This is a genomic window from Tellurirhabdus bombi (genome assembly GCF_021484805.1).
Classification (GTDB): Bacteria; Bacteroidota; Bacteroidia; order Cytophagales; family Spirosomataceae; genus Tellurirhabdus; species Tellurirhabdus bombi.
This window is the reverse complement of record NZ_CP090557.1, coordinates 2,452,632-2,474,986: the sequence shown is the minus strand read 5'-3', so window position 1 is coordinate 2,474,986 and position 22,355 is coordinate 2,452,632. Positions and strand designations below refer to the sequence as shown.

Genomic DNA, 22,355 nt, shown 5'->3' with positions numbered 1-22,355 from the left:
GCCTACCTGATTACCATTTGAAGTTTAGTGTTAAAGCTGTTACTTGTGGGTCATCTCTTCAACATTCCAAATTTCGTGATAATAATGAATACTCTTCGCTTCTTGCTGCTTTTTTGGGTACTTCTTCCGCTTGCAAATGCCAAAGCCCAGTCTGGGCAGGATCGGCGGGCGATTTTAGCCATTCTGGATCGGCAGGTTTCGGATTGGAATGCGGGCAACGTGGATGCTTTTATGAATGGGTACTGGAAGTCGGATTCATTGACCTTTGTTGGCAAGGTAGGCGTTACATACGGCTACCAGGCAACCCTCAACAGTTACAAGAAGCGCTACCCCGACCGGCCATCCATGGGAACGTTGAAATTCGATATCGTTAAAGTGACCTTCCCGGCCAAAAATGTAGCTTATGTAATTGGGCGCTGGCACCTCACCCGCCCCCAGGTTGGCGACGCGGGAGGCTCGTATACGCTCTTGTGGCAAAAAATAAATGGCCGCTGGGTAATTGTCAGCGATCACTCTAGCTAAGGCTTAGCCGTTAACCCGCTCTGGATTTAATAACTTGGGTTCTTTTTTTGAAACGCGGTCGCGCAAATCAGTCATGGGGCGCTCATAGAATTTATACAGCAGCGTAGAAGCTCCAATGACCAATACCCAGAAAAGAGCATATTTGGCCCACCCTATCGACTCGGAAGAAGTTGGAATAGGATCGATGATAAAATTCATGATGAGCGATAGATTCAGCAAGTACATGGAGTAAGAAATCAGGCTGATATGCGTTACCGCCCGGGCAATCCAGCCCCGGCCCGTGCGAATTCCGTCCATCAATGGCAATATCATGACCATGCTTAGCCCCATGAAAGTCGTAAAAAACGAATGCTTATAAAACGCATAGTTGCCCAAAAGCCCATGATTGTAATAAAACGTCAACGACCAGATTGAAGCCGAAAGTGAAAGAAAGGCAATAATCCCAAGACCTAACCAAAAAAGAATTTTGGCCACCGTTCGGTTTTTCCAAAATGCAGCGTGGTAGTGCTTTACGTAAGCGCCTAGAACTCCATACACAATCGCATCAAGCCGAAACAGAACAATGTTGCGCACCTCCTGTTCGCCCAGTTCCTTTGGAATAATAATCGCCCGGTAAAGCCGAATTCCGTTGGCCAGCACCAGAAAAGTAAGAATCAGGCCGAATAAAATCTGTTGCTTGGACAAGCGCCCATTGAGAAATCGGTGGAAAGCCCAGAGCGCAGTTGGAAGCAACAAATAAGCCCACTCCTCAATGGCCAGACTCCAGGACTCAGCGAAGAAACCAGGGGTTGGATGCGTAAAATTTTGCAGGAAGACAAAGTAGGGAGGCAATACATTGCGAAGCGGTGACGAAAAAGCCCCGGTACTTAACTTAAGGGCAATCAGGTTAGCTATAACTATAGCGCCGAGAATGAGGTAGTAGTTAGGTAAAGTGCGGAACCAGCGCCGTGTCCAGAAGTTACGGATGTTTGCGAAAGACCAATCCGCTGACTTTTCGTAGGATTTAATTAAAATACCACCAATCAGAAAGCCGCTCAGTACAAAAAACAATTCGACGCCATCTGGAATAAACGCCCTGAAAAAGCTCCCCTGGTAATATTGTTTAAATGCGACGGATCCGTGGGCGTCAACCACAATAATAATAGCCAGCGCGCGCAGAACATCCAGTCCAAATACGCGGGGTGCCGACTCAGTATCAATAAAAAACAGTCTTTTGAGCATAGAATACATACGAGCAAAACAATTATCTCGTTTTGCTCCGCCTCATTGAAAACCACCTTCCGGGGCCCAAAAGTACGGGAAATCAACCGATATATTAGCGATAAACAAAGCGAATGGTTTTGGCCGGGGATTTATAAGACACTAGCTTTGTCGATTAAACTCATTTAAATCAATGGATATGCCCACTTTTGAGCTAAATGCCGTTCATAAACATCAATTTCGTTTCTCACAAACTGACGTAGAAGAATTTGCGCGAGTTACTGGTGACAATAACCCGCTCCACCTGGACGCCGAATTCGCGGCCCAAACTCCTTTCAAGCGCCCGATTATTCACGGCATGTTGGGAGCCAGTATTTTTACAAAAGTGCTGGGCACCGAGTTTCCAGGATCGGGTTCGGTATACCTTAAACAGACATTAGAATTTTTGCGGCCCATGGTGGTGGATACGGACTACGAAGCCATTTTTACCGTAATCACTTTTAATCCAGACAAGCACATAGCTGAGGTGTTGGGCGAGATAAAAGACGTCCAGACTGGTAAGGTTACCACGCGCGGTGTTGCCACGCTCATGCACCGGGAAAAAGTTGTTTAAATAAAGAAGCCTGGCTCTAGAGCCAGGCTTCTTTATTAGCTGGGTACGGCTAGCTCCTATTCGCCACCTTCAGAGTTCTTTTTATCCTGAACTTCTGCACGAATGTCCTGTGCGAGTGTTTTCAGATCCTGCATCCCCTTACGTACGCGAGTACCCGCAGCCTGGTTGCCTTTTTCATAAAATTTCTCAAAATCGGCTTCCAGCGACATTACCAGATTCTTGATGTCATCAAAACGTGCCATAACAATATGTATGGTTAAAAGGTGTAAAAAGTGCTTAAAACGGCCAGAAAAGGCGTTTTTGGCGAAATATACATATTATATGAAACAGCGCAAGAGATCAGGTAAAAAAAACAATGGAAAAATCCAAAAACTAAGTTTTTCCTTAGCTAACGGTCAAATTTCGCGTGTTTTGGCCCGTTTAGACCGTTGGCGCTATAGCCAGCTCACTTTGGCGGTAATAACCGTCGCTAAGCTTGCGGGCTACCTCCGTAAATGCATTTAGGGTAAATTCTACGTCCTCCAGCGAATGGGCCGCTGTAGGGATGATCCGCAGCATCACAACGCCTTTAGGCACCACCGGATAAACTACAATAGAACAGAAGATGCCGTGGTTTTCGCGCATGTCCCGAACCAGGGCAGACACTTCCGGTACGCCACCTTCGCTTTGCATCAGCACCGGCGTAACGGGCGAAGTCGTATCACCGATATTAAATCCACGGGAACGAAGGCCATCTTGCAGTGCCCGCACGTTTTCCCAGAGTTTCTCGCGGAGTTCAGGCTGGTTTTTGATAATTTCCAGACGCTTCATCGCGCCAACTACATACGGCATCGGCAAGGCTTTCGCGTAGGTCTGCGAGCGCATGTTGTACTTCAGATACATGATGATGTCATGATCTCCGGCGATGAACGCGCCAATTGCCGCCATTGACTTGGCAAATGTGGAGAAGTACAAATCAATGCCATCCTGGCAGCCCTGCAACTCTCCTACGCCGGCACCCGTCGGGCCCATTGTTCCGAAGCCGTGCGCGTCGTCCACCAGCAATTTAAACTCGTATTTTTCTTTGAGAGCAACAATCTCTTTCAGGCAGCCAACTTTACCCGACATCCCGAAAACGCCTTCCGTAACAACCAGAATTCCGCCGCCTTTTTCGGCTGCTTTCTTGGTTGCACGCTGAAGGTTTTTTTCCAGGCTTTCGATATCATTGTGGTTGAACTTGTAATATTCGCCCATTTTGGCTTTGTGCAAACGAATGCCGTCGATTAGACAGGCATGGCACTCAGCATCGTATACAATTACATCACGGTGATCGACCACGGCTTCGATAGCCGACATAACACCCTGATAGCCATAATTAAGCAGGAAGGTATCTTCTTTGCCTACAAATTCCGCCAGGCTCTTTTCCAATTCTTCATGCAGGTCAGAATTTCCTGACATCATCCGAGCGCCCATCGGATACGCCAAGCCCCACTGAGCAGAGGCATCAGCATCGGCTTGCCGAACTTCTGGATGGTTAGCCAGACCGAGGTAATTATTCAAACTCCAGTTCAAGACTTTATTGCCCCGGAATGTCATGTGCGGCCCAAGCTCTCCCTCCAATTTTGGAAAAGCAAAGTAATGGTGGCCTCTCAATTCCCGAGAATAAGAACCGATGGGACCCAGGTTGTTGCGCAATTTCTCGAATAAATCCACTTTATAGCGTGTTTATTAGTTTATTATGAACACCTCAATGTAATAAGTGCAAAAGTACGTGAAATTACGGCAACGACAAACCCCTCCCTGCTATTCACTTTCGTATAATTCAAGGGGCAATCCATCGGGGTCAATAAAGAATGTAAACTTGCGCCCCGTGTGCGAATCGACGCGAATTGCTTCTACTTCAACGCCTTTCGCTTCTAAAAAAAGTTTGGCAGCGGCCACATCAGATACGGCAAAAGCCAGGTGTCGCAACCCGGTTGCTTCGGGCCGTGAGGGCCGGGAAGGCGGATTGGGAAACGAGAACAATTCAATAACATACTGGTCGTTAAGGGCCAGATCCAGCTTGTACGAATCCCGCTCGCTCCGGTAAATTTCCTGAATAATGTTCAAGCCTAGTAGCTCAGTATAGAAGTATTTTGACCGGGCATAATCCGAACAGATAATGGCGATGTGATGAATATTTTTGAGCCCTAGCATTGTTTTTAGCGAATTTTTGGGCGGAAAGTACAAAAAAGAAGCCAGACGCTGGTTGGCGTCTGGCTTCATCAATAAATTCACTCAACTTATTTCTCAGCCGTATACTTAAAGCTGAAGTCTTTAGAATCTAAATTATAGATGATTTTATTTCCGTTAGCATCTCCTACTCGCTCATCATCAAGGAATAAACCATAAGCAGAACCGACTTTCCGTACTTCATATTCGCCAAAATCAGAGACTTGATCTTCCTCTCCTGTGATTTTAAGGGTCACTGCCATCTTAACCTTGTCATCTGCTACCTTACTCAAATTGACTGTTCCAGAAAGCGTTTGCCCCCCTTCTGTATAAGGCAGTCTCTCAATATCAGCAACATCTCCATCAATGTTGTAACTTAAAGACTTTAAGGTGTACTTACCCTCAACAGCAGAAGCTGGACTTTCAGGTGTAACCTTGTCTTTGTCTTTGTTACACGCTGTCAATAGAACCGATAATACGAGGAATAAACCAAGTAACTTTTTCATGAGTATTTGTTGTTTTTTGTGATTGATATTATTTACGGATACAAACCTAAGGCCGTTGGGGTAACTCAATCAACCATCTTTGAGCTACCGGTAGTGAATTCTGGATAAACGGTATTAATGGATTAAATATGGCCTGCTCTATTGATTAATCGAAGAAGTCTTATTTTTGAGCCATGACTACTGCCATCCGAAAACTTTTAGTTGCCAACCGGGGCGAAATCGCCTTGCGCGTCATGCGAACCTGCCGCGAAATGGGCATTCGTACCGTGGCTATTTACAGCGAAGCCGACCGGCTCTCGCCCCATGTGCGCTATGCCGACGAAGCGGTCTGCGTTGGCCCGCCGCCCTCATCGGAGTCATACTTACAGACCGATGTCATTATCGATGTTTGTAAAAAATTAGCGGTGGACGCCATCCATCCGGGTTACGGTTTTCTCTCCGAAAATGCCAATTTTGCCCGCGCAGTTCGGGAGGCTGGCCTCATCTTCGTTGGCCCTTCGCCGGAAGCCATTGAAATGATGGGGAGTAAACTGGGCGCGAAGGCTGCCGTTTCTACCTACAACATCCCGATGGTTCCAGGCACCCCCGACGCCATTAGCGACCGCGAGGCCGCCAAACGCACGGCGGCTGAAATCGGCTATCCTATCCTGATCAAAGCCAGCGCGGGTGGTGGTGGCAAGGGCATGCGGATTGTGCAGATGGAGCAGGAATTTGATGAACAGATGGAACGGGCCGTGAGCGAAGCTATTTCGTCTTTTGGCGATGGTTCTGTCTTTATTGAAAAATACGTCACCTCACCCCGACACGTCGAAATTCAGGTTCTGGGCGATCAGCACGGCAATATTATTCATCTTTTTGAACGGGAATGTTCTGTTCAGCGCCGCCACCAGAAAGTAGTAGAAGAAGCGCCTTCGGCTGTTCTGACGCCGGAAATTCGGGCCGAAATGGGCCGCTGCGCTGTTGACGTAGCGCGCGCCTGCGGCTATTATGGGGCCGGAACGGTAGAGTTTATCGTTGACGATCAGCTGAATTTTTACTTCCTGGAAATGAACACGCGGTTGCAGGTTGAGCACCCGGTAACGGAGCAAATTACCGGCGTCGATCTGGTCAAGCAGATGATTTACATTGCCGAGGGAAAACCATTGACCATTAAACAGGACGAGCTGGAAATTAAAGGACACGCGGTCGAAATCCGGGTGTATGCTGAAGATCCCGCTAACAATTTTCTCCCCGATGTAGGCACCTTGCACACCTACGTGCGTCCACAAGGCAACGGGGTTCGCGTTGACGACGGTTTTGAGCAGGGCATGGCTATTCCGATTTATTACGACCCAATGATTGCCAAACTCATTACGTACGGAGCAACGCGGGAGGAAGCCATTGAAAAAATGATTCGGGCCATTGACGAATACCAGATTTCAGGCGTACAGACAACACTGCCTTTCTGCCGTTTTGTGATGGAACACGAAGCGTTTCGCAGCGGTCAGTTTGACACCCATTTTGTGCAGCGATACTTTACGCCACAGGTGCTCCAGGCGCAGCCGGACGCGACAGAAACCCAATTGGCCGCGACGCTGGCAGCCTGGCTTCTGGACCAACGCAAGCCCAAAGCCGAATCTGCCGCAACGAGTTTGCCTGTGCAGCGTAGCAAATGGAAAGAAAATCGCCTGCGATAAATTTGTAAAAAGGATGATGTATAACAACAAAGTATTTCGCTCGCTGTCCAACACGGATAACGGAGAAGTAAATGAACAAACGCGGTTTCACTACCGGCAGGAAGGCAATACGGTTTGGGCCGAATACAACGGTGGCGACATTGTTCACGGGCATTTGCTGGCAACCGTAAGCCCTAACAATGAACTGGATATGGTGTACCACCACGTAAATCAGGCGGGGCAGTTGATGACCGGGCGTTGCCATTCTACGCCGGAGATTCTCCCCGATGGTCGGATTCGGTTGCATGAACGCTGGCAGTGGACAAGTGGCGATCTGTCCAGCGGCGAATCGACCCTTGAAGAAATTTAAAAGAAGCATCCGCTAAAATCCCAAAAACGTGTTTTTACCAAAGAAAGGCAGGCAGCTTATTTCCCATTTCGTTGTATTTCTCACTCTGCTTCAGGTAGTAGGCTGTGCTTCCCAAAAACCCCTGACTGCCGAAATGGCGTTGCGTACCATCAAAGCGAACAACCTGGAAGAGACCATTAGCCGAAAAGATGAGGTGATGATTGCTTATTCGCTAACGGCCTTTAACAGTCAAAATCAATTGGTTGGAGCTGTCAACAACGCCTGGGGCATTCAGACCATGACGAAGGGAATGTCTACGAACTTGGCCAGCCAGTCGCCCATTCAGCTGGAAATTCCGAAAAACGGCAAGGTTGTGGCGTCGCTGGTACTCATTGAGGTCGATGACTACGAAGCAACCCAGGCATTAATCAAACGCATTCAGCAGGTTAACCAGTGGGTGCAGGTTCCGGCGGGTTTCCTGGCGCTGGCGGTCGAAGCCTTAACGCCCCTGCGTTACGTTACGCTCGGACTGACAGCAGCCGGACTAGGCGTTCAGCTAACCGATCGGCTGGATCAGGACGACTTGCTGGGGCAAAGCAGCGTTGAACTAAAAGACGCTGATTTGCAAAGCAGTAAACAATCCCAGCTGTCTGTTCCTGCCCACTTCACAGGCCAGCACCTGCGCGATTCGTTCGATTATGAACTGGAATACGACATCCGGTTAAAACGAATGCGTGTCCGAGCGAAAGACCGAAAATAAACACGATATTTGTACGTTATTCCAAGTAAGATAATTCCCTGATACCAAAAACGTGAGGCCAGCTTCCGCAACCATTTTCGGATAGATGCTGTTTCTCTTACGTGAATAGGTTATTGATTATGCGTTTAGAATCACCGCGATCTGCTCTGACTCCAACATCGCCATTTGTATTGAAATTTGCTTTTTTAAGCCTGTTACTGAGTGCTTTACTAACAGGCTGTAAATCGTCAACCGCAACAAAAACAGCGACGCCCTCGGAACCCGTTATCCTGAAACTGGGCAACAAAACGTTTACGACAGACGAATTTTTTCAGTCGTTTACTAAAAATCAGATTTCTGCTGACTCAAGCCGCCGAACCGACATTCGCGAGTACTTTGATCTGTATACCAATCTGAAACTCAAAGTCTTGGCTGCTGAACAGGAAGGCCGCGACACTACGGAAGCTTTTCGGGAAGAACTCGCTACTTACCGCAAACAACTCGGCCAGTCTTATCTCAATGACAAAGCCCTGGTTGAATCGCTCACGTCAGAAGCGTACCAACGGCTTCAGGAAGAAGTGAACGCCTCTCACTTGTTGATTACCGTCCCGGAGGATGCTGCTCCAGCCGATACACTGGCAGCTTATAACACCATTATTGACCTACGGAAAAGAGCCTTAGCGGGCGAAGATTTTGCGGCCTTGGCTCGCCAATATTCGAAAGATCCAACCGCGGCGACGAACGGAGGCAACTTAGGCTACCTTTCTGTTTTTCAGCTAACTTATCCGTTGGAGTCCGCGGCTTACAACACTCCGAATGGGAGTATTTCGGCACCAGTCCGGGCCCGGGCAGGCTATCATTTAATGAAAGTAAACAGCCGCCGGCCAAACCGTGGTCGGGCGCGGGTGGCTCATATTCTAGTTCGGATTACGCCGGGCGCGGGCGATGAAGGCCAGCAAGCCGCCCAGAAACGCATTGATGAAGTCTACAGCCGCCTGCAAAAAGGCGAATCCTTTGATAATTTAGCGCGTGAATATTCTGATGATAAAGATTCGCGCAACACGGGCGGTGTTTTGCCAGTCATTGCTATTGGCGGTCGTCGTTGGGCAGAACCTTTTGAAGATGCCGTTTTCGGTTTGACGACGCCTGGAAGTTATTCCAAACCGATTCAGACGCAGTACGGCTGGCACATTGTTCGGTTGCTGGAGCGTATCCCGACAGAATCGTACGAAGCACTGATGCCTATGTTGCGTCAGAAAGTGGTTACCGATACGCGGGGCGAGGTTATTCGGGAAGCCCTGGCTCAACGCTTGCGGACGCAATATACCGTAACTGAATCGGGTGATGTGCTGAAAAAAGTACTGAATCTGGCCGACAGCAGTCTCACGCAAGGACGCTGGAAAATTCCGGCTCTGGATGCAACGGTTGACCGCAAAACCATCGTACAGGTGAATAAACAAGCGTACACAACGAACGAATTTCTGGATTACGTCTCTCGGCACCAGCAACCCCGCCCCGTGGGTTCGGTAGCTGGCGTGACAATGCAGCGTTTATACCGGAAGTTTGTGGACGATAAATTGGTTGAGCAGGAAGAAAAGAATCTTGAAAATAAGTACCCTGAGTTTCGGGCTTTAATGACTGACATTCGGGACGGCGTCTTGCTGTCGCAGGTGATGGAAACCAACGTTTGGGACAAATCCATGGCGGATTCCTTGGCGCAGCGGCAGCTTTGGGAACAGAACAAAAATAAATACCAATACGATCAACGGGCCATTGCCACGGTGCTGGTTGCTGCCGATAACGAAAGCCTGCAACAAGCGTCTGAGATGCTGGCCAAACGCCCGTACCAGCTTCGCCGGTCGGTAGCCGAGTTGGGGTTTGATGCCAACCAGACAGCCTTAACGTCGAAGTCGCGGGAAGGTCTGTTTGATTTACTGGTGATTTTGATTAAAAACCCGGATTATGTTGTTGAAGTGGCTGGCTCAGCCGATGGCGCTGAACGCGATACGGTTTCGGCAGGTCGGATTCGAAATGTAGTTAATTACCTAACAGCCAATGGCGTGCCTTTGGCGCGAATCATGGAGAAAGACCACGGCAAATTTCGTCCTGGCGTCAAAGGTGAGAAGGCGCGGCGTATCACGTTCCGCTTGTTTTCCAATTCGCGGGCCGATGTGGCGAAGGTGTTGACTGCAAAAAATCCGGCAACGTTGACCTTGCAAGAAGGTATTTTCACAAAGGGGCAGAATCCTTACGTAGACGGTGTAGAGTGGAAAACGGGCAACGCGACTCTGCAACGCGACGGCAAATTTGCGCTGGTGATGATTGAGCGGATTGAGCCGCCCCGTCAGAAAACCTTCGAAGAAGCGCGCGGGGCCGTTATCAACGATTACCAGGTCGTGCTGGAAAAGCAGCTACTTTCCCGCTTACGCCAGCAGTTCCCGGTACAGGCAAACGACGAAGAGGTTCGTAAGCTGGTCAAATAGTCAAAAAAATAACGTAAATTACTGGATTGGTGCTAGAACCAGCCTTGTAAGAATAATTGCACTCGTTCTTTAAATCGCTTATAATTGGAAATAGATTCGGAATTCATACGAATGAAGCACGTTAGAAATACCTTGTTGGGGCTGGTGATCGCACTGGCTGTCTCTGCCTCCCCGGCGTTTTCGCAAAGTAAGGGGACGAGCATTAATAAAATTGTCGCTAAGATTGACAACTATTACGTACTGAAATCAGACCTTGAAAAAGTTGTTGAGCAGTACAAAGAGCAGAACCAGAAAGCACCGACCAAATGTCAGGTCCTGGAAAGCCTGGTTATCAATAAAATGCTCTTGGCTAAGGCGGAAATTGACTCGGTTGTCGTTGAAGACAAAATGATCGATAGCCAGCTCGATGCCCGGATGTCGTACATGGCCCAGCAGTTTGGCTCTGAGAAGAACATTGTTGAAGCCTACGGAAAAAGTCTGGACGCCTTGAAAAATGACGTTCGTCAAGAGGTAAAAGAGCAGATGCTGATGCAACGGATGCAGACGCAAATTACCGACGACGTTAAGATTTCTCCTAGCGAAGTTCGTAGGTTTTTCAATACCATTCCAAAAGACAGTTTGCCTTATATTCCGGCAGAAGCTGAAATTGGCCACATTGTTCGTTTGGCTAAAGTGACCAAAGAGCAGCGCGCTGATTTGCGGAACCGTCTTTTAGCCTTGAAAGCACGGGTTGAAAAAGGAGAAGATTTTGGAAAATTAGCTAAGGAATTCTCGGAAGACGTAGGATCAGCCCAGAAAGACGGCGACCTGGGCTTTGCCAAACGGGGCGCCATGGTTCCCGAATTTGAAGGAGCGGCGCTGAAACTCAAACCGAACGAAATGTCGGATATTGTTGAGTCAGACTATGGTCTTCACCTCATTCAGTTGCTGGAAACACGCGGCGCTGAGTACCACGCTCGTCACATCCTGCTGCGCCCGGATTATAACCGCCTTGACCTGACTGCCCCAACGCGTTATCTAGACAGCCTGCGCAATTTGATTGTGGCAGATACCCTGAAGTTTGCAAAAGCCGCGAAAGAATACTCAGAAGATAAAGCGACCGCCGACGCAGGCGGCATCATTCGCGACCCGAACACCAACAGTGCGCTAATGCCGCTGGATGGCACGATGGATTATACCCTGTTTATGACGCTGGACACCATGAAGGTAGGAACGGTTAGTAAGCCGATGGCGTACCGGATGGAAGATGGCAAAAGTGCTGTTCGTCTGCTCTACTACAAGCGCAAGGTTGAGCCGCATACAGCCAGCCTAAAAGACGATTATGAGAAGATCGCGAACATCGTAATGGGTAACAAAAAGAATAAAGCCATCGACGATTGGTTTAAAAAAGCAGTTGGCGATGTCTACATTAATATTGATCCTGAATTTTCTGGCTGCGAAATCCTGAAAACAGCCCGCACCGAAGGACCTTAATGCCAAACCAGCCATGAAAAGCCTTTAGACTTAGTCTCTTAGTCTTCGCTGCGCCAGCGGCCTGATCATAACTCTTAACTTTTAACTGATTTTTCTGTGGTACAATACAACTCGGATGTTGCGGCTGCTGAGGCCCTGAACGAATCTTATAAGCGGCTGAAAAGCGAAATTTCAAAAGTAGTTATTGGTCAGGATGATACGGTCCGGCTTTTGTTAACAGCCATATTCTGTCAAGGTCATTGTTTGCTGGTCGGTGTACCGGGTTTGGCAAAAACACTGCTTATTCAAACCATTGCCGGGGCGCTTGATCTGAGTTTTAACCGAATTCAGTTCACGCCCGATTTAATGCCTTCTGACATTTTGGGTTCGGAAACGCTTGATCAAAACCGTAGCTTTAAGTTTATCAAAGGCCCTGTTTTTGCGAACATTATCCTAGCCGATGAGATTAACCGGACGCCGCCTAAAACGCAGTCGGCGCTCCTGGAAGCCATGCAGGAGTATTCGGTGACCATTGCTGGGCAGAAATATCCCTTGGGTCGTCCTTTCTTTGTTTTGGCCACTCAAAATCCAATCGAACAGGAAGGAACCTATCCCCTACCCGAGGCGCAGTTAGACCGGTTTATGTTCAATATCTGGCTGGATTACCCTTCGTATCAATCAGAGCTAGACATTGTTCGGAGCACCACTTCCGACGAGCGGTATCAGGTTCAGAAAGTCATTTCTGGCGATGAAATTCAGGCTTTCCAGCATCTGGTTCGCCGGGTTCCGGTTGTGGATAACGTTGTTGAATATGCTGTTAAGCTCGTTCACAAAACCCGCCCTAACACAGAATTGGCCCACCCCGATACCAATCAATACCTGGAATGGGGCGCTGGTCCACGGGCTTCGCAGGCGCTGATTCTGGCGGCTAAGTGCAACGCCTTACTAAATGGCAAATACTCGCCAGATATTGAAGACGTAAAAGCGGTGGCACTTCCTATTCTTCGTCACCGCGTGGTGCGCAACTTTAAGGCTGAGGCGGAAGGCATTACGATTGATCTCCTGATAAAACGCCTTTTATAAATTGATTTAATTATCTAAAAGCCAGCTAGTAAGCTGGCTTTTTTTGTTGGTACATAACTCACTGAATAGTTAACATTGGACCAGTTAGTAAATCCTTAGGAGTTTATCGTATTTTCTTGGATAAATCACATATAATTAGCTGCCTAACGGCTTTCCCAATCATTTTTCCGACTATATCCAGATGATTTTTAACCCTATAGCGCATTTTGCTAGCCAACACCAACGCCTGGCAGCGGCTCTGATTCTCGTCGCCGAATTAAGCAATGCAGCGATTGGTTTAACGGTTGGCAGTGCTCTTCTGGAAGATCAACCGGGCTGGTACCTAAGTTTACTAATTGCTGGTTTAGTTGTCATCCGCCTCTTCTACCGCCAGTATGCTGCAATCCGACTGCTGGATTTAGTTTCTACCCAACGCTTTCAGTTTCAGAAGCAATCTTACACGATTCTGTTTCTAATCAACTTGCTGACCTTTACGGTGGCGGGTGGCATCAGTGGGCGTACTATTGCGCACCCCGAACCGTCAACTAGCGTCGCTAGTAACAGCTTTCGAATCACCTCGGCCAGCAGTCGGCAGGATACGCTTATTCGCCAATCGCCACCAAAGCAAGCGTATAAGCCCGAAGTTGATAAGATAGGCACGCGGCTTGGCTACGTTTTCCTGTTTCTGGCTGGTCTTGGTTTATCGGTGCTTACTGCCGGACTGGCCTGCAACATTGCCTGTGCTGGTCAGGGATTTGCCGCCGTGCTCGTTCTTCTATTGGGCGTGGGCATTTTAGCGGGAGGGATTTATTTTCTGGGACGCGCCATCGACAAAACCATGAAGTTTTATAAAGAAATGGTACCCGCAGAGCGCAGTCGGGAAGGGCGCCGCTTTCTCCGAACTTTACTGGGAACGGTAGCCGCCTTGGCCCTGCTCATCTTTGTTCCCTCCCTATTCAATTGATATCTGTCACTTTTACGTCTGTATGGTAAATTAATATTTTGTCGTTGGCTTCACCAAAGGGCTTCCGATGATCGATTATTCCTTAATTTACAGCCTATGAAATACGTTTATTTGCTGTTTATATTATTCTCTACACTGGTTACTAACGCTTTTTCGCAGCCGACCCAAACCATTCGGGGCCGGGTGGTGGACAAAGAATCCAAATATCCGTTGGTTGGCGTAACCGTTACGTTAGCCGATGTTGACCAGCAAAAATTCGGCACCCTCACGGATTCCCTGGGTCGCTATCGCATTTCCAGTATACCGGTGGGTCGCCGTACCGTTAAGATCTCCCTAATCGGCTACAAAGATGCTTTATTGAATAACATTATCGTCGATGCGGGTCGCGAAACGATTTTAGATGTTGAACTGGAAGAAGCAATCACCGAACTAAGCACCGTGACTGTAAAAGCACAGCGGACGGGTGATGCCCGCAACGAGATGGCTTTAATTTCGGCCCGCCAGTTCACCGTTGATGAAGCGGATCGTTACGCCGGTAGCCGGGGTGAACCAGCGCGGATGGCGTCTAACTTTGCGGGCGTACAAGGCGCCGACGATTCGCGAAATGATATCGTAATTCGCGGAAATTCGCCGATTGGCGTGCTTTGGCGCGTGGAAGGCGTTTCGGTGCCCAATCCCAATCACTTTGCCATTCCGGGCACGACGGGCGGACCCGTGAGTATCATCAGCAATAAAATGCTGGCCAATTCGGACTTTTTTACGGGCGCTTTTCCCGCCGAGTTTGGCAATGGCATTGCGGGCGTTTTCGACCTGCGGCTCCGAAATGGCAACAATGAAAAGCACCAGCGATCGCTGCAATTTGGTTTTCTAGGTACCGAAGGTTCGCTGGAAGGCCCGATTTCCAAAAGCAAAGGCTCGTCTTACTTCGTTTCTTATCGATACGCCAACCTATGGCTGTTTAACAAAATTGGGATTGACATCGGCACACAGGCCGTCCCCACCTACCAGGATGCTTCTTTTCGGCTAAACTTTCCTTTGAAACACGGTGGACGTCTGGCTTTGTGGGGCTTTGGCGGCACCAGTACAATTGACATTCTGGTGAGTGAACAGGAAGTATCCGACCGCAATATTTTTGGGCAGAACGACCGGGATCAATACTACACCGCCAAAATGGGAACGGCCGGGCTTACGTATGAGCAGCCAATCAACCGCCGAACGTTTCTAAAAGCGACCCTTGCCGTTTCAACAAACATTCAGGATTCGAAACACGATTATCTTTTCATTCGCAACGGGCAGGATGGCTTACCGTTAGCGCAGAACAACCGTTTTGTTATTGATTCGCTTCGCCCTATTCTGTCGTATCTTTTTTCTGAAACCAAGACCGCGCTAGCTGCTTCTATCAATCATAAATTCAGTTCCCGGAGCGCCTTGAAAGCCGGTTTGAACACGGATGTTTATCATTTTAATTTCTCCGATAGCGTCCGCCTTGTAACCACCTTACCCAATACGCCGGCTCAGCTAGCACCCTGGACAACGCGCTGGGACGCACGAACAACGGCAGTCCTCCTGCAACCTTACGTGCAATGGCGGTATAACCTCGCGGACCGACTAACCTTAAGTGCTGGTCTAAGCAGTCTGTATTTTTCCCTAAACAAGAACAGTTTTTCGCCCCTTGAACCGCGCGTTGGCCTCGCCTGGGATTTGCCTAAACGCCAGAAGCTGAGCCTGGCCGTAGGCTTGCACAGCCAGATGTTGCCTAGCTACGTTTATTTCTACGATCTCGATCCCCTTTCTATTCCATCTGGCGGATTGCGGGGTGGCCAAATCAATCGGGAGGTTGGTTTCATAAAAAGCTGGCATTACGTCGCGGCCTATGATCGCTTATTGGGCCGCAACATGCGCCTGAAGCTCGAAGCCTACTATCAAAATCTATTTGAGGTACCGATTGAAGCACGGCGTAGTTCGTTTTCAATCCTCAATTCGGGAGCGGCTTTCACGCGGGTATTCCCCGGCACCTTGGTTAACAAAGGGTCAGGCCGAAATTATGGCGCTGAGCTGACACTAGAGAAGTTTTTTAGCGATGGTTACTATTTTCTGCTTACCGGCTCTTTGTTCGACGCTAAATACAAAGGCTCAGACAATGTTTTACGGGACACGGACTTTAACGGGAAATATGCGTTTAATGCCTTATTTGCCAAGGAATTTGTCTTTCGTCAATCGTCGGCTAGAAAACGCAATAGCTTAAATTTAGGCGCTAAAGTCACCGCTATTGGTGGACGCCGTTACGGCCCGGTGGACGAAGCGGCCTCGCAGGCGGCGCAGGAAATTATCTACCAAAGCGATACGCGCAATACCCTTCAATTTCCGGCCTACCGACGGCTTGATTTGAAAGTAGATTATAAAATGAATCGCAATCGGCTTACGCACACCATTGCGGTTGATTTTGTGAATATTCTGGGCATTCAGAACATTCTGACGCTTAGCTATGCGCCGCAACCTGATGGAACATTTATCAAACAAGAATATCAACTAGGATTTCTGCCCGTATTCTTTTACCGAGTTGATTTCTAAGTACCTAAAAACCGCTCCACATCCTGACGCGTATCCAAGTCAATACTTCCCGGCTCAAATTCCACTTCGGCGCAATCGTCCAGGTGTTTTAGAATGACCCATTTAGCTCCCGTATCACCTTCTAAGCTCAGCAATTCTTCGATATAGGCGCGACCGAACAAGGCGGGCACGCCCAGACTGTCGGCGTATTTAGCTGCCACAATCCCCCTATCACTTTCCTGAAAAACATGCATTAGTTGAAGCAGCAAACCGCGATCCACATGCGGTTGATCCGTCAGTAGAAACAAGACGCCATCAATGTCTTTGCTGGTCAAATAAAGAGCTGCCAGCCCTGTTTTAACGGACGTTGACAAGCCCTGCTGCCAGAATGGATTATCGATGATGGTGATGGGTAAATTGCTAAGCTCTGGCGCTACCTGCTGCTTATTCGCCCCTACCACCACTACAACCGGGCGCATTTCGGTATCCAGAGCGGTGTCGACAATCCGCCGAAGTAGCGTCCTACCTTCCCATTTTATGAGTTGCTTTGGGTTTCCGTCCATGCGGCTGGAACTCCCGGCGGCCAAAATAACAATCCCAATTTTCATAGCAAAGGATCAACGACGGTCTGGTAAACAGGCTGATGAATCGGCACCTTTTTATACTTTAACGGCTGTGCCGATGCCTTCCGAAATACGGTCTGTATTTCGGCCACAATTGATAAGGCAATTTCCTGGGGCGTTTCGCTGCCTATATCGAGGCCAACGGGCCAGAAAAGACGTTTTTGATCCTCTTCGTCTACCCACTCCGCCACGTCGGCCAGCAAGGCATCGCCCCGCTTTTTGGGCCCAAGCAAGCCAATGTAGGGAATATCCGTCTGAAGCAATTCCTGCAAAACTACCCGGTCATATTTGTAATTATGCGAGATCAACACCGCCGCCGAATAGGCATCAATGGGAAGCTGAGCCCGTATGTCCTGACGCTGAATCGCGGGCAATGCATCGGCCTCAGCAAAACGCTTGGGTTGCAGGTGAGCCACGCAATCGTCGGTTACCACCACCCGCCAGCCTACTTGCTTGGCCAGCCGAACCAGCGGCACCGCATCGTATCCAGCTCCGAAAACCAGCAACTGAATATCAGGCTTTAGCTCTTCCACAAACAAACCTGCGTCATTGGGCAACGGCGTTTCCAAGGTTACAGGCTGTCGGTCCTGCATCACCTGATCAAGTGTCTCAATCGGGTTTGTCTTATCTTCTGGATCGATGGGCTGAATTAAAACGTCCAGGATGCCATTGCAACCCAGACCGATGCCGAAGTTCTCACCTTCTGGGTCACTGGTATCGTACGTGACAATGCGAGCCTCGCGGCTATTCATCACTTCGCGCGCTTTCCGTAAGGCATCGCCTTCCAGACAGCCGCCGCTAATGGCGCCAATCCACTGGCCATCGTCCGTAATGTACATCCGGGCTCCGGGGCGACGATACCCCGAGCCGTGCAACCCAATAACAGTGGCTAAGGCCGCCCTCCGCTGGCTAAAATCAGTCTGGCGGTAGGTCTTTATGATTTGTTGAAATTCGTTGATCACTTCAGCGTGCGGAAATAGTGAATGTTGAATACGGGTAAAAGCTAATTTACACTATTCTCTGTGATTACTGAATACTTCCACTTTTGTTCATAAAAACTTCTTTAGGATACCCTACTTCGACGAGAAACAGGCCGTTGGCGGGCGCTGATCGTCCGGCCTTCCGCCGATCCCGAGCGAGAATAATTTGCTCAAATTCGTCAACCGTCATGCGCCCCTGCCCTACATCCAGCAAAGTACCCACCAGCGTCCGAACCATTCCATACAAAAACCGATTGGCTTTGATGTGAAAAACCAGATGCGGTCCCTCAACGCGCCATTCCGCCATTTCAATTTTACAGCGGTAATGACTTACACTAGTTCGCACCTTGCTGAAGCTTTCAAAATCAATATACCGCAGCAAAAGGCGGGCGGCTTCGTTCATGCGTTCGATGTCCACTTCATACCGGAATACATACACCAAATCGGCCAGAAACGGACTTTTTTGACGACCTATCCGGTACTGATAATACCTCGAAAAAGCAGTAAAGCGGGCGTTGTCTTCCTCCCGAACAGGAAAAATAGTGTGAATGGCAATGTCGGCCGGTAAAATGCAGTTCAAAGCGTGGAGAAGCTGGCTAGTGAGCTTGATCTCATTGTCCACATCAAAGTGAGCAAACTGCTGGCTCGCATGTACCCCAGCATCCGTACGGCCACTGCCCAGTATGCTAATTGGTTGCTTCAGCATGGTGCTTAACGCACTTTCCAACACCTCCTGCACACTAAGGCCATTGGCTTGCCGCTGCCAACCGTGGTAGTTTGTTCCTTTGTACGAAAGCTCAATAAAATAGCGCATAGGTTAAACTAAAAACGGCGCGGTTCGATCCGCGCCCACACCGTTTTAACTAGTTGAATCTGAATAGCAGTACATCCGCTCTGCTTTGATTAACACTCAAAAATACGGCTTTTCGGTGGAAAAGGGGATATTCCTTATAAAGTCGCTGAGTTTACGGCCATTGTTCAAACTATTCTGTCCCGTACCTTTGCCGTATCCAGCCGATTTGGTCCTTTTCATGAAAAAACCCCTGCTTCTTACGTTCTTTTTTTTCGCTTTTACTTCTGCTTATTGTCAGCAAATTCGCTTTAAACTCAAGGACTACCTCACTTTCCCGCATAGCCGAAACATCCACGGCATATCCGGCATGGAATTTATTCCCGAGCGACAGGAATGGCACTTAGCCGGTGACCGGGGGCAGTATCACGTTTTTCGCCAGTTGCACCAGCCCAGCGACTGGGCCTGCCAATCTGATTCCGTAAGCCGAACAGGATTGTATCTCGAAGCTGTGCGGTACGACGCCGCCACGGATATGTATTATTTCGCCGTTGAAAACGATTCGACCTCCTACGTAGGTTATCGGAAACATGCCATGCCACAGCCTGGCGAAGCTTTCGATCGGCTATCTTTATCCCACTCCATGCCTGCACCCAGTACTAACAAAGGCATTGAAGCGCTAGCCATTACCCCTACTTATTTTTGGGTAGCTCCCGAAGCGGGGTCTGTCGAAGAGGCGACAACAGAGAATACACTGGTTCATTTTTACCGGTACCGCAAAGTGGGCGACAAATTGGTGTTTGATGCGGAATTTGCCTACGACATTGACCGCAACGTCTGTCCGGGTGAAGCGCTGGGCGGAATCTCCGAAATCATTGCCGTTCCTGGTGACGAAACCCGTTTACTCGTACTGGAACGTTGTTTCCAAAACCCAACTGTTACGGTGAAATTATACGAAGCTCGCGTTGACGAGCAAGCCCGGAAGCTCATCAAGATTAAAGACAAACCTGCTTTCGATTTCAACAGCCTGACTGGATTTCGCCCTGATAATCTGGAAAGTATGACCTGGGGAGAAGATAGCGACGGAAAAAAAGTGCTGGTCCTAATGTCTGACGACAACAACAGCAAAGGCCAATGGACGCAGGTTTTGTGGCTGGAAATGCAAAACGACTAGAAAAAAGTTGATCTTTTCTTTCCAATTGTACCTTACTCACAAGCTGTTACCCAAAGTCTCTGGTTTTAAGTAGTTTACCTAACCATATCTCCTTTGGTTTTTGCCATTCAAAGCCATTATTAATTTCCCTTTGTGGTTAAAAAACCATTAACATGTTTGGTTTTTTTAGCGTACGGTCATAGCTTTAAACTTCGTAACTTGACTTGACCGACGATTTAATGATGAGAAAAATGCTCCTGACGGTGCTTTGCGCTGTCTCATTTGGCTTCATTCAAGCTAAGCCTAAGTTAGTTCAACCAACTGTTCTTTCTTCTTCCGTTAGCGATACCACCCAACAGCAAGGCTCTTTCTACGAGCAGATTCCACTAGTCAGTGACCTTATTGGTTTCGCCAAAAAGCACCTCTCTTCCCGCTATCGCTCCGGCGGCAGTTCTCCCCGAGGATTCGATTGTTCTGGTTTTACCCGCTTCTGTTTCAATAAATTTGGTATTCTTCTGCCCCATTCAAGCTCCGCACAGGGTGGCGTTGGCGTAGCGGTTGAAAAAGATGGTGCGCAGCCGGGAGATTTGATTTTCTTCAAAGGCCATAGCCGCCAGGGAAGCCGCATCGGACATGTGGGCCTGATTGTCGAAGTGATTGGCGACCGGATCAAATTTATCCACTCAGCCTGGAATGGCGGCGTTCGCTACGATTGGCTTCACGCTGACTACTACCATAACCGCTTTGTCGGTATCCGGCGCGTAGCCAGCGCAGAAGGATAATCTAGTTAGTTGGGGTTGCTCTTCAGCACGGTTCCTGCTCCTTCAGTAACGGCTTTGTCTAACTCATCCGCGTGGCAGATAATCACGCGCTTGACGCCATTTTCCAGGGCTTTAAACGCGTTATCCAGCTTAGGAATCATGCCTTTGTTGATTACGCCAGTGGCTTTATAATCGGCATAGGAAGCCGGCGTTAACTCAGCAATAACGCTGTCGTCATCATCAGGATTGGACAGAACGCCCTTTTTCTCGAAGCAGTAGACTAGCGTTACCTCGTTGTGCCGCACCATTTCTACCGCAATGGATGAAGCCATTGTATCGGCATTTGTATTCAGGATCGCACCTGTTCGGTCAAAAGTGAGCGGAGCAAAGACAGGCGTTAAGTTCTGGCGCAGAAAGTACTGGATTTGGCCGGAGTTGACTTTTACCACATCCCCCACAAAGCCATAATCAATTTCGCCAATCTCCCGTTTTTTGGAGAGTACCAAACCCGCGTCGGCACCTGTTACCCCAATGGCATTGGTTGAGAGGGCCTGCAATTGAGCAACAATCTGCTTGTTCACCAAACCGCCATAGACCATGGTTACGACATCGAGCATGGGCTGGTCGGTAATGCGACGCCCCTCAACCATGGTGGTTTGCACCCCCAGCTTTTCGGCCACCTGCGTAGCCACCTTTCCACCGCCGTGAATCAGTATCTTGTCGTTTGGCAGGGTATCAAAACCAGTGAGGAAGCGTTTTAAGGCGTCGGAATTGTCAATAACATTCCCGCCTATTTTTATAACAGTGAGGGTATTCATAAGCTTTGTAAAATCTCCGTCAACACAGCCTGCGCCGACCATTCGCGATTGGCAGCTTGTTCAATAACAAGTGATTGCGGGCTATCCAATACTTCATCAGTTACTTTCATGTTCCGGCGCACGGGCAGACAATGCATGAATTTACCGTTATCGGTACGTTCCAATTTATCCATTGTCATCATCCAGGACGAATCCTGCGTCAGTACCTTTCCGTATTGCGTGTAGGAAGACCAGTTTTTACCATAAATGAAATCCGCGCCTTCAAACGCTTCCGCCTGGTTGTGTGTCACGTAGGCATCGCCAACAAATTCGGGGGCTAGCTCATACCCTTCCGGATGGGTTACGACCAGTTCAACATCCCGGTGATTCATCCATTCGCAAAATGAATTGGCAACCGCCTGCGGCAGGGCTTTGAAGTGTGGCAGCCAGGTCAGCACCACCTTTGGGCGTTTTTTCGTTTTAAATTCTTCAATTGTTATGCAGTCCGCCAAAGACTGCAACGGATGGCGCGTTGCTGATTCGAGGTTTACAAGAGGCACGTCCGCGTATTTTTTAAATTGGCTTAATACCTGTTCGCTATAATCTTTTTCCCGATCCTGTAGGCCCGCAAACGCACGAATGCCGATTACGTCGCAGTAACGCCCGATCACCGCCGCGGCTTCTTTAACGTGTTCGGCCTTATCGCCGTTCATGATCACTCCATCTTCCATTTCCAGCCCCCAGCTATCCTGGCCGACGTTCATCACCATGACGTTCATTCCCAGGTTCTGCGCGGCTTTCTGCGTGCTGAGCCGCGTGCGTAAGCTAGAGTTGAAAAAGATTAAACCCATTGTTTTCCGCTGGCCCAGGTGCTGGTTAGCGAAAGGGTTCTGCTTGGCATTCAAACCTTCCTGAATCAGGGAATCAATACTTGTTACGTCTTGAATTGAAAGAAAATCAGTCATC

22 protein-coding genes are annotated in these 22,355 nt (G+C 48.8%); 12 read left to right on the top strand and 10 right to left on the bottom strand.

Features of this window, described 5'->3' with window-relative positions:
- The first annotated feature begins 84 nt into the window (after positions 1-84).
- Positions 85-522, top strand: coding sequence for a YybH family protein (locus L0Y31_RS10470; RefSeq protein WP_234733013.1), 438 nt, complete (start codon positions 85-87; stop codon positions 520-522).
- A gap of 3 nt (positions 523-525) precedes the next feature.
- Here L0Y31_RS10470 and L0Y31_RS10465 read toward each other — a convergent pair whose 3' ends face one another.
- Entirely contained in the window at positions 526-1,743 is a 1,218-nt protein-coding gene (locus tag L0Y31_RS10465; protein WP_234733012.1) for an acyltransferase family protein, read from the bottom strand.
- A gap of 172 nt (positions 1,744-1,915) precedes the next feature.
- On the opposite strand from L0Y31_RS10465, the gene L0Y31_RS10460 reads away from it, so the two are divergent.
- Positions 1,916-2,335, top strand: a complete 420-nt coding sequence (locus L0Y31_RS10460) for a MaoC family dehydratase (protein ID WP_234733011.1) — start codon at positions 1,916-1,918, stop codon at positions 2,333-2,335.
- Between the two features lie 56 nt (positions 2,336-2,391).
- Here L0Y31_RS10460 and L0Y31_RS10455 read toward each other — a convergent pair whose 3' ends face one another.
- From L0Y31_RS10455 to L0Y31_RS10440, 4 genes are all read right to left on the bottom strand, one after another.
- Positions 2,392-2,577, bottom strand: a complete 186-nt coding sequence (locus L0Y31_RS10455) for a histone H1 (RefSeq protein ID WP_234733010.1) — start codon at positions 2,575-2,577, stop codon at positions 2,392-2,394.
- 178 nt (positions 2,578-2,755) lie between these two features.
- Positions 2,756-4,027, bottom strand: coding sequence for an aminotransferase class I/II-fold pyridoxal phosphate-dependent enzyme (locus tag L0Y31_RS10450; RefSeq protein ID WP_234733009.1), 1,272 nt, complete (start codon positions 4,025-4,027; stop codon positions 2,756-2,758).
- Between the two features lie 90 nt (positions 4,028-4,117).
- Entirely contained in the window at positions 4,118-4,510 is a 393-nt protein-coding gene (gene gloA2 / locus L0Y31_RS10445; RefSeq protein WP_234737156.1) for an SMU1112c/YaeR family gloxylase I-like metalloprotein, read from the bottom strand.
- An 86-nt stretch (positions 4,511-4,596) separates the two neighbouring features.
- Positions 4,597-5,031: a hypothetical protein gene (locus L0Y31_RS10440; protein ID WP_234737082.1), complete on the bottom strand. Its 435-nt coding sequence runs from the start codon at positions 5,029-5,031 to the stop codon at positions 4,597-4,599.
- 173 nt (positions 5,032-5,204) lie between these two features.
- Here L0Y31_RS10440 and L0Y31_RS10435 point away from each other — a divergent pair, with 173 nt between their 5' ends.
- The 8 genes from L0Y31_RS10435 (at position 5,205) to L0Y31_RS10400 (ending at position 16,306) form a co-directional block, all read left to right on the top strand.
- Positions 5,205-6,707, top strand: a complete 1,503-nt coding sequence (locus L0Y31_RS10435) for an acetyl-CoA carboxylase biotin carboxylase subunit (RefSeq protein ID WP_234737081.1) — start codon at positions 5,205-5,207, stop codon at positions 6,705-6,707.
- Between the two features lie 16 nt (positions 6,708-6,723).
- Positions 6,724-7,056, top strand: a complete 333-nt coding sequence (locus L0Y31_RS10430) for a n-acetylglutamate synthase (RefSeq protein ID WP_234737155.1) — start codon at positions 6,724-6,726, stop codon at positions 7,054-7,056.
- 28 nt (positions 7,057-7,084) lie between these two features.
- Positions 7,085-7,795, top strand: a complete 711-nt coding sequence (locus L0Y31_RS10425) for a hypothetical protein (RefSeq protein WP_234737079.1) — start codon at positions 7,085-7,087, stop codon at positions 7,793-7,795.
- Between the two features lie 119 nt (positions 7,796-7,914).
- On the top strand, positions 7,915-10,257 hold the full coding sequence (locus L0Y31_RS10420; protein WP_234737077.1) for a peptidylprolyl isomerase: 2,343 nt from the start codon (positions 7,915-7,917) through the stop codon (positions 10,255-10,257).
- Between the two features lie 111 nt (positions 10,258-10,368).
- Positions 10,369-11,730, top strand: a complete 1,362-nt coding sequence (locus L0Y31_RS10415; RefSeq protein ID WP_234737075.1) for a peptidylprolyl isomerase — start codon at positions 10,369-10,371, stop codon at positions 11,728-11,730.
- Positions 11,731-11,826: 96 nt separating this feature from the next.
- Positions 11,827-12,792 carry an AAA family ATPase gene (locus L0Y31_RS10410; protein ID WP_234737074.1) on the top strand — a complete coding sequence of 322 codons (966 nt, stop codon included), beginning with the start codon at positions 11,827-11,829 and terminating at the stop codon, positions 12,790-12,792.
- A gap of 181 nt (positions 12,793-12,973) precedes the next feature.
- Positions 12,974-13,735 (top strand): hypothetical protein, encoded by a 762-nt coding sequence (locus L0Y31_RS10405; RefSeq protein WP_234737073.1) that lies wholly within the window; start codon positions 12,974-12,976, stop codon positions 13,733-13,735.
- Positions 13,736-13,831: 96 nt separating this feature from the next.
- Positions 13,832-16,306 carry a TonB-dependent receptor gene (locus tag L0Y31_RS10400; RefSeq protein WP_234737071.1) on the top strand — a complete coding sequence of 825 codons (2,475 nt, stop codon included), beginning with the start codon at positions 13,832-13,834 and terminating at the stop codon, positions 16,304-16,306.
- Here the strand turns inward: L0Y31_RS10400 and L0Y31_RS10395 are convergent.
- From L0Y31_RS10395 to truA, 3 genes are all read right to left on the bottom strand, one after another.
- Positions 16,303-16,893 (bottom strand): nucleotidyltransferase family protein, encoded by a 591-nt coding sequence (locus L0Y31_RS10395; protein WP_234737069.1) that lies wholly within the window; start codon positions 16,891-16,893, stop codon positions 16,303-16,305. The two genes, L0Y31_RS10400 and L0Y31_RS10395, sit on opposite strands and share 4 nt — an antisense overlap.
- Complete coding sequence (locus tag L0Y31_RS10390; protein ID WP_234737067.1) at positions 16,890-17,870, bottom strand: XdhC family protein; 981 nt, start codon at positions 17,868-17,870, stop codon at positions 16,890-16,892. Before L0Y31_RS10390 ends, L0Y31_RS10395 begins: the two co-directional genes overlap by 4 nt.
- Before the next feature lie 64 nt (positions 17,871-17,934).
- A complete protein-coding gene (truA, locus tag L0Y31_RS10385) occupies positions 17,935-18,702 on the bottom strand; it encodes a tRNA pseudouridine(38-40) synthase TruA (RefSeq protein WP_234737066.1) in 768 nt (255 codons plus the stop codon).
- Between the two features lie 217 nt (positions 18,703-18,919).
- On the opposite strand from truA, the gene L0Y31_RS10380 reads away from it, so the two are divergent.
- The gene (locus L0Y31_RS10380; protein ID WP_234737065.1) at positions 18,920-19,852 is read left to right on the top strand and encodes an esterase-like activity of phytase family protein; all 933 of its coding nucleotides are present in this window, start codon (positions 18,920-18,922) and stop codon (positions 19,850-19,852) included.
- Positions 19,853-20,073: 221 nt separating this feature from the next.
- On the top strand, positions 20,074-20,613 hold the full coding sequence (locus L0Y31_RS10375; RefSeq protein ID WP_407084075.1) for a C40 family peptidase: 540 nt from the start codon (positions 20,074-20,076) through the stop codon (positions 20,611-20,613).
- Positions 20,614-20,618: 5 nt separating this feature from the next.
- On the opposite strand, the gene argB is transcribed toward L0Y31_RS10375, so the two are convergent.
- Positions 20,619-21,410, bottom strand: a complete 792-nt coding sequence (argB, locus tag L0Y31_RS10370) for an acetylglutamate kinase (protein ID WP_234737063.1) — start codon at positions 21,408-21,410, stop codon at positions 20,619-20,621.
- Positions 21,407-22,354, bottom strand: coding sequence for an N-acetylornithine carbamoyltransferase (locus L0Y31_RS10365; RefSeq protein ID WP_234737062.1), 948 nt, complete (start codon positions 22,352-22,354; stop codon positions 21,407-21,409). The genes argB and L0Y31_RS10365 overlap by 4 nt, the downstream gene beginning before the upstream one ends.
- Between the last annotated feature and the right edge of the window lies 1 nt (position 22,355).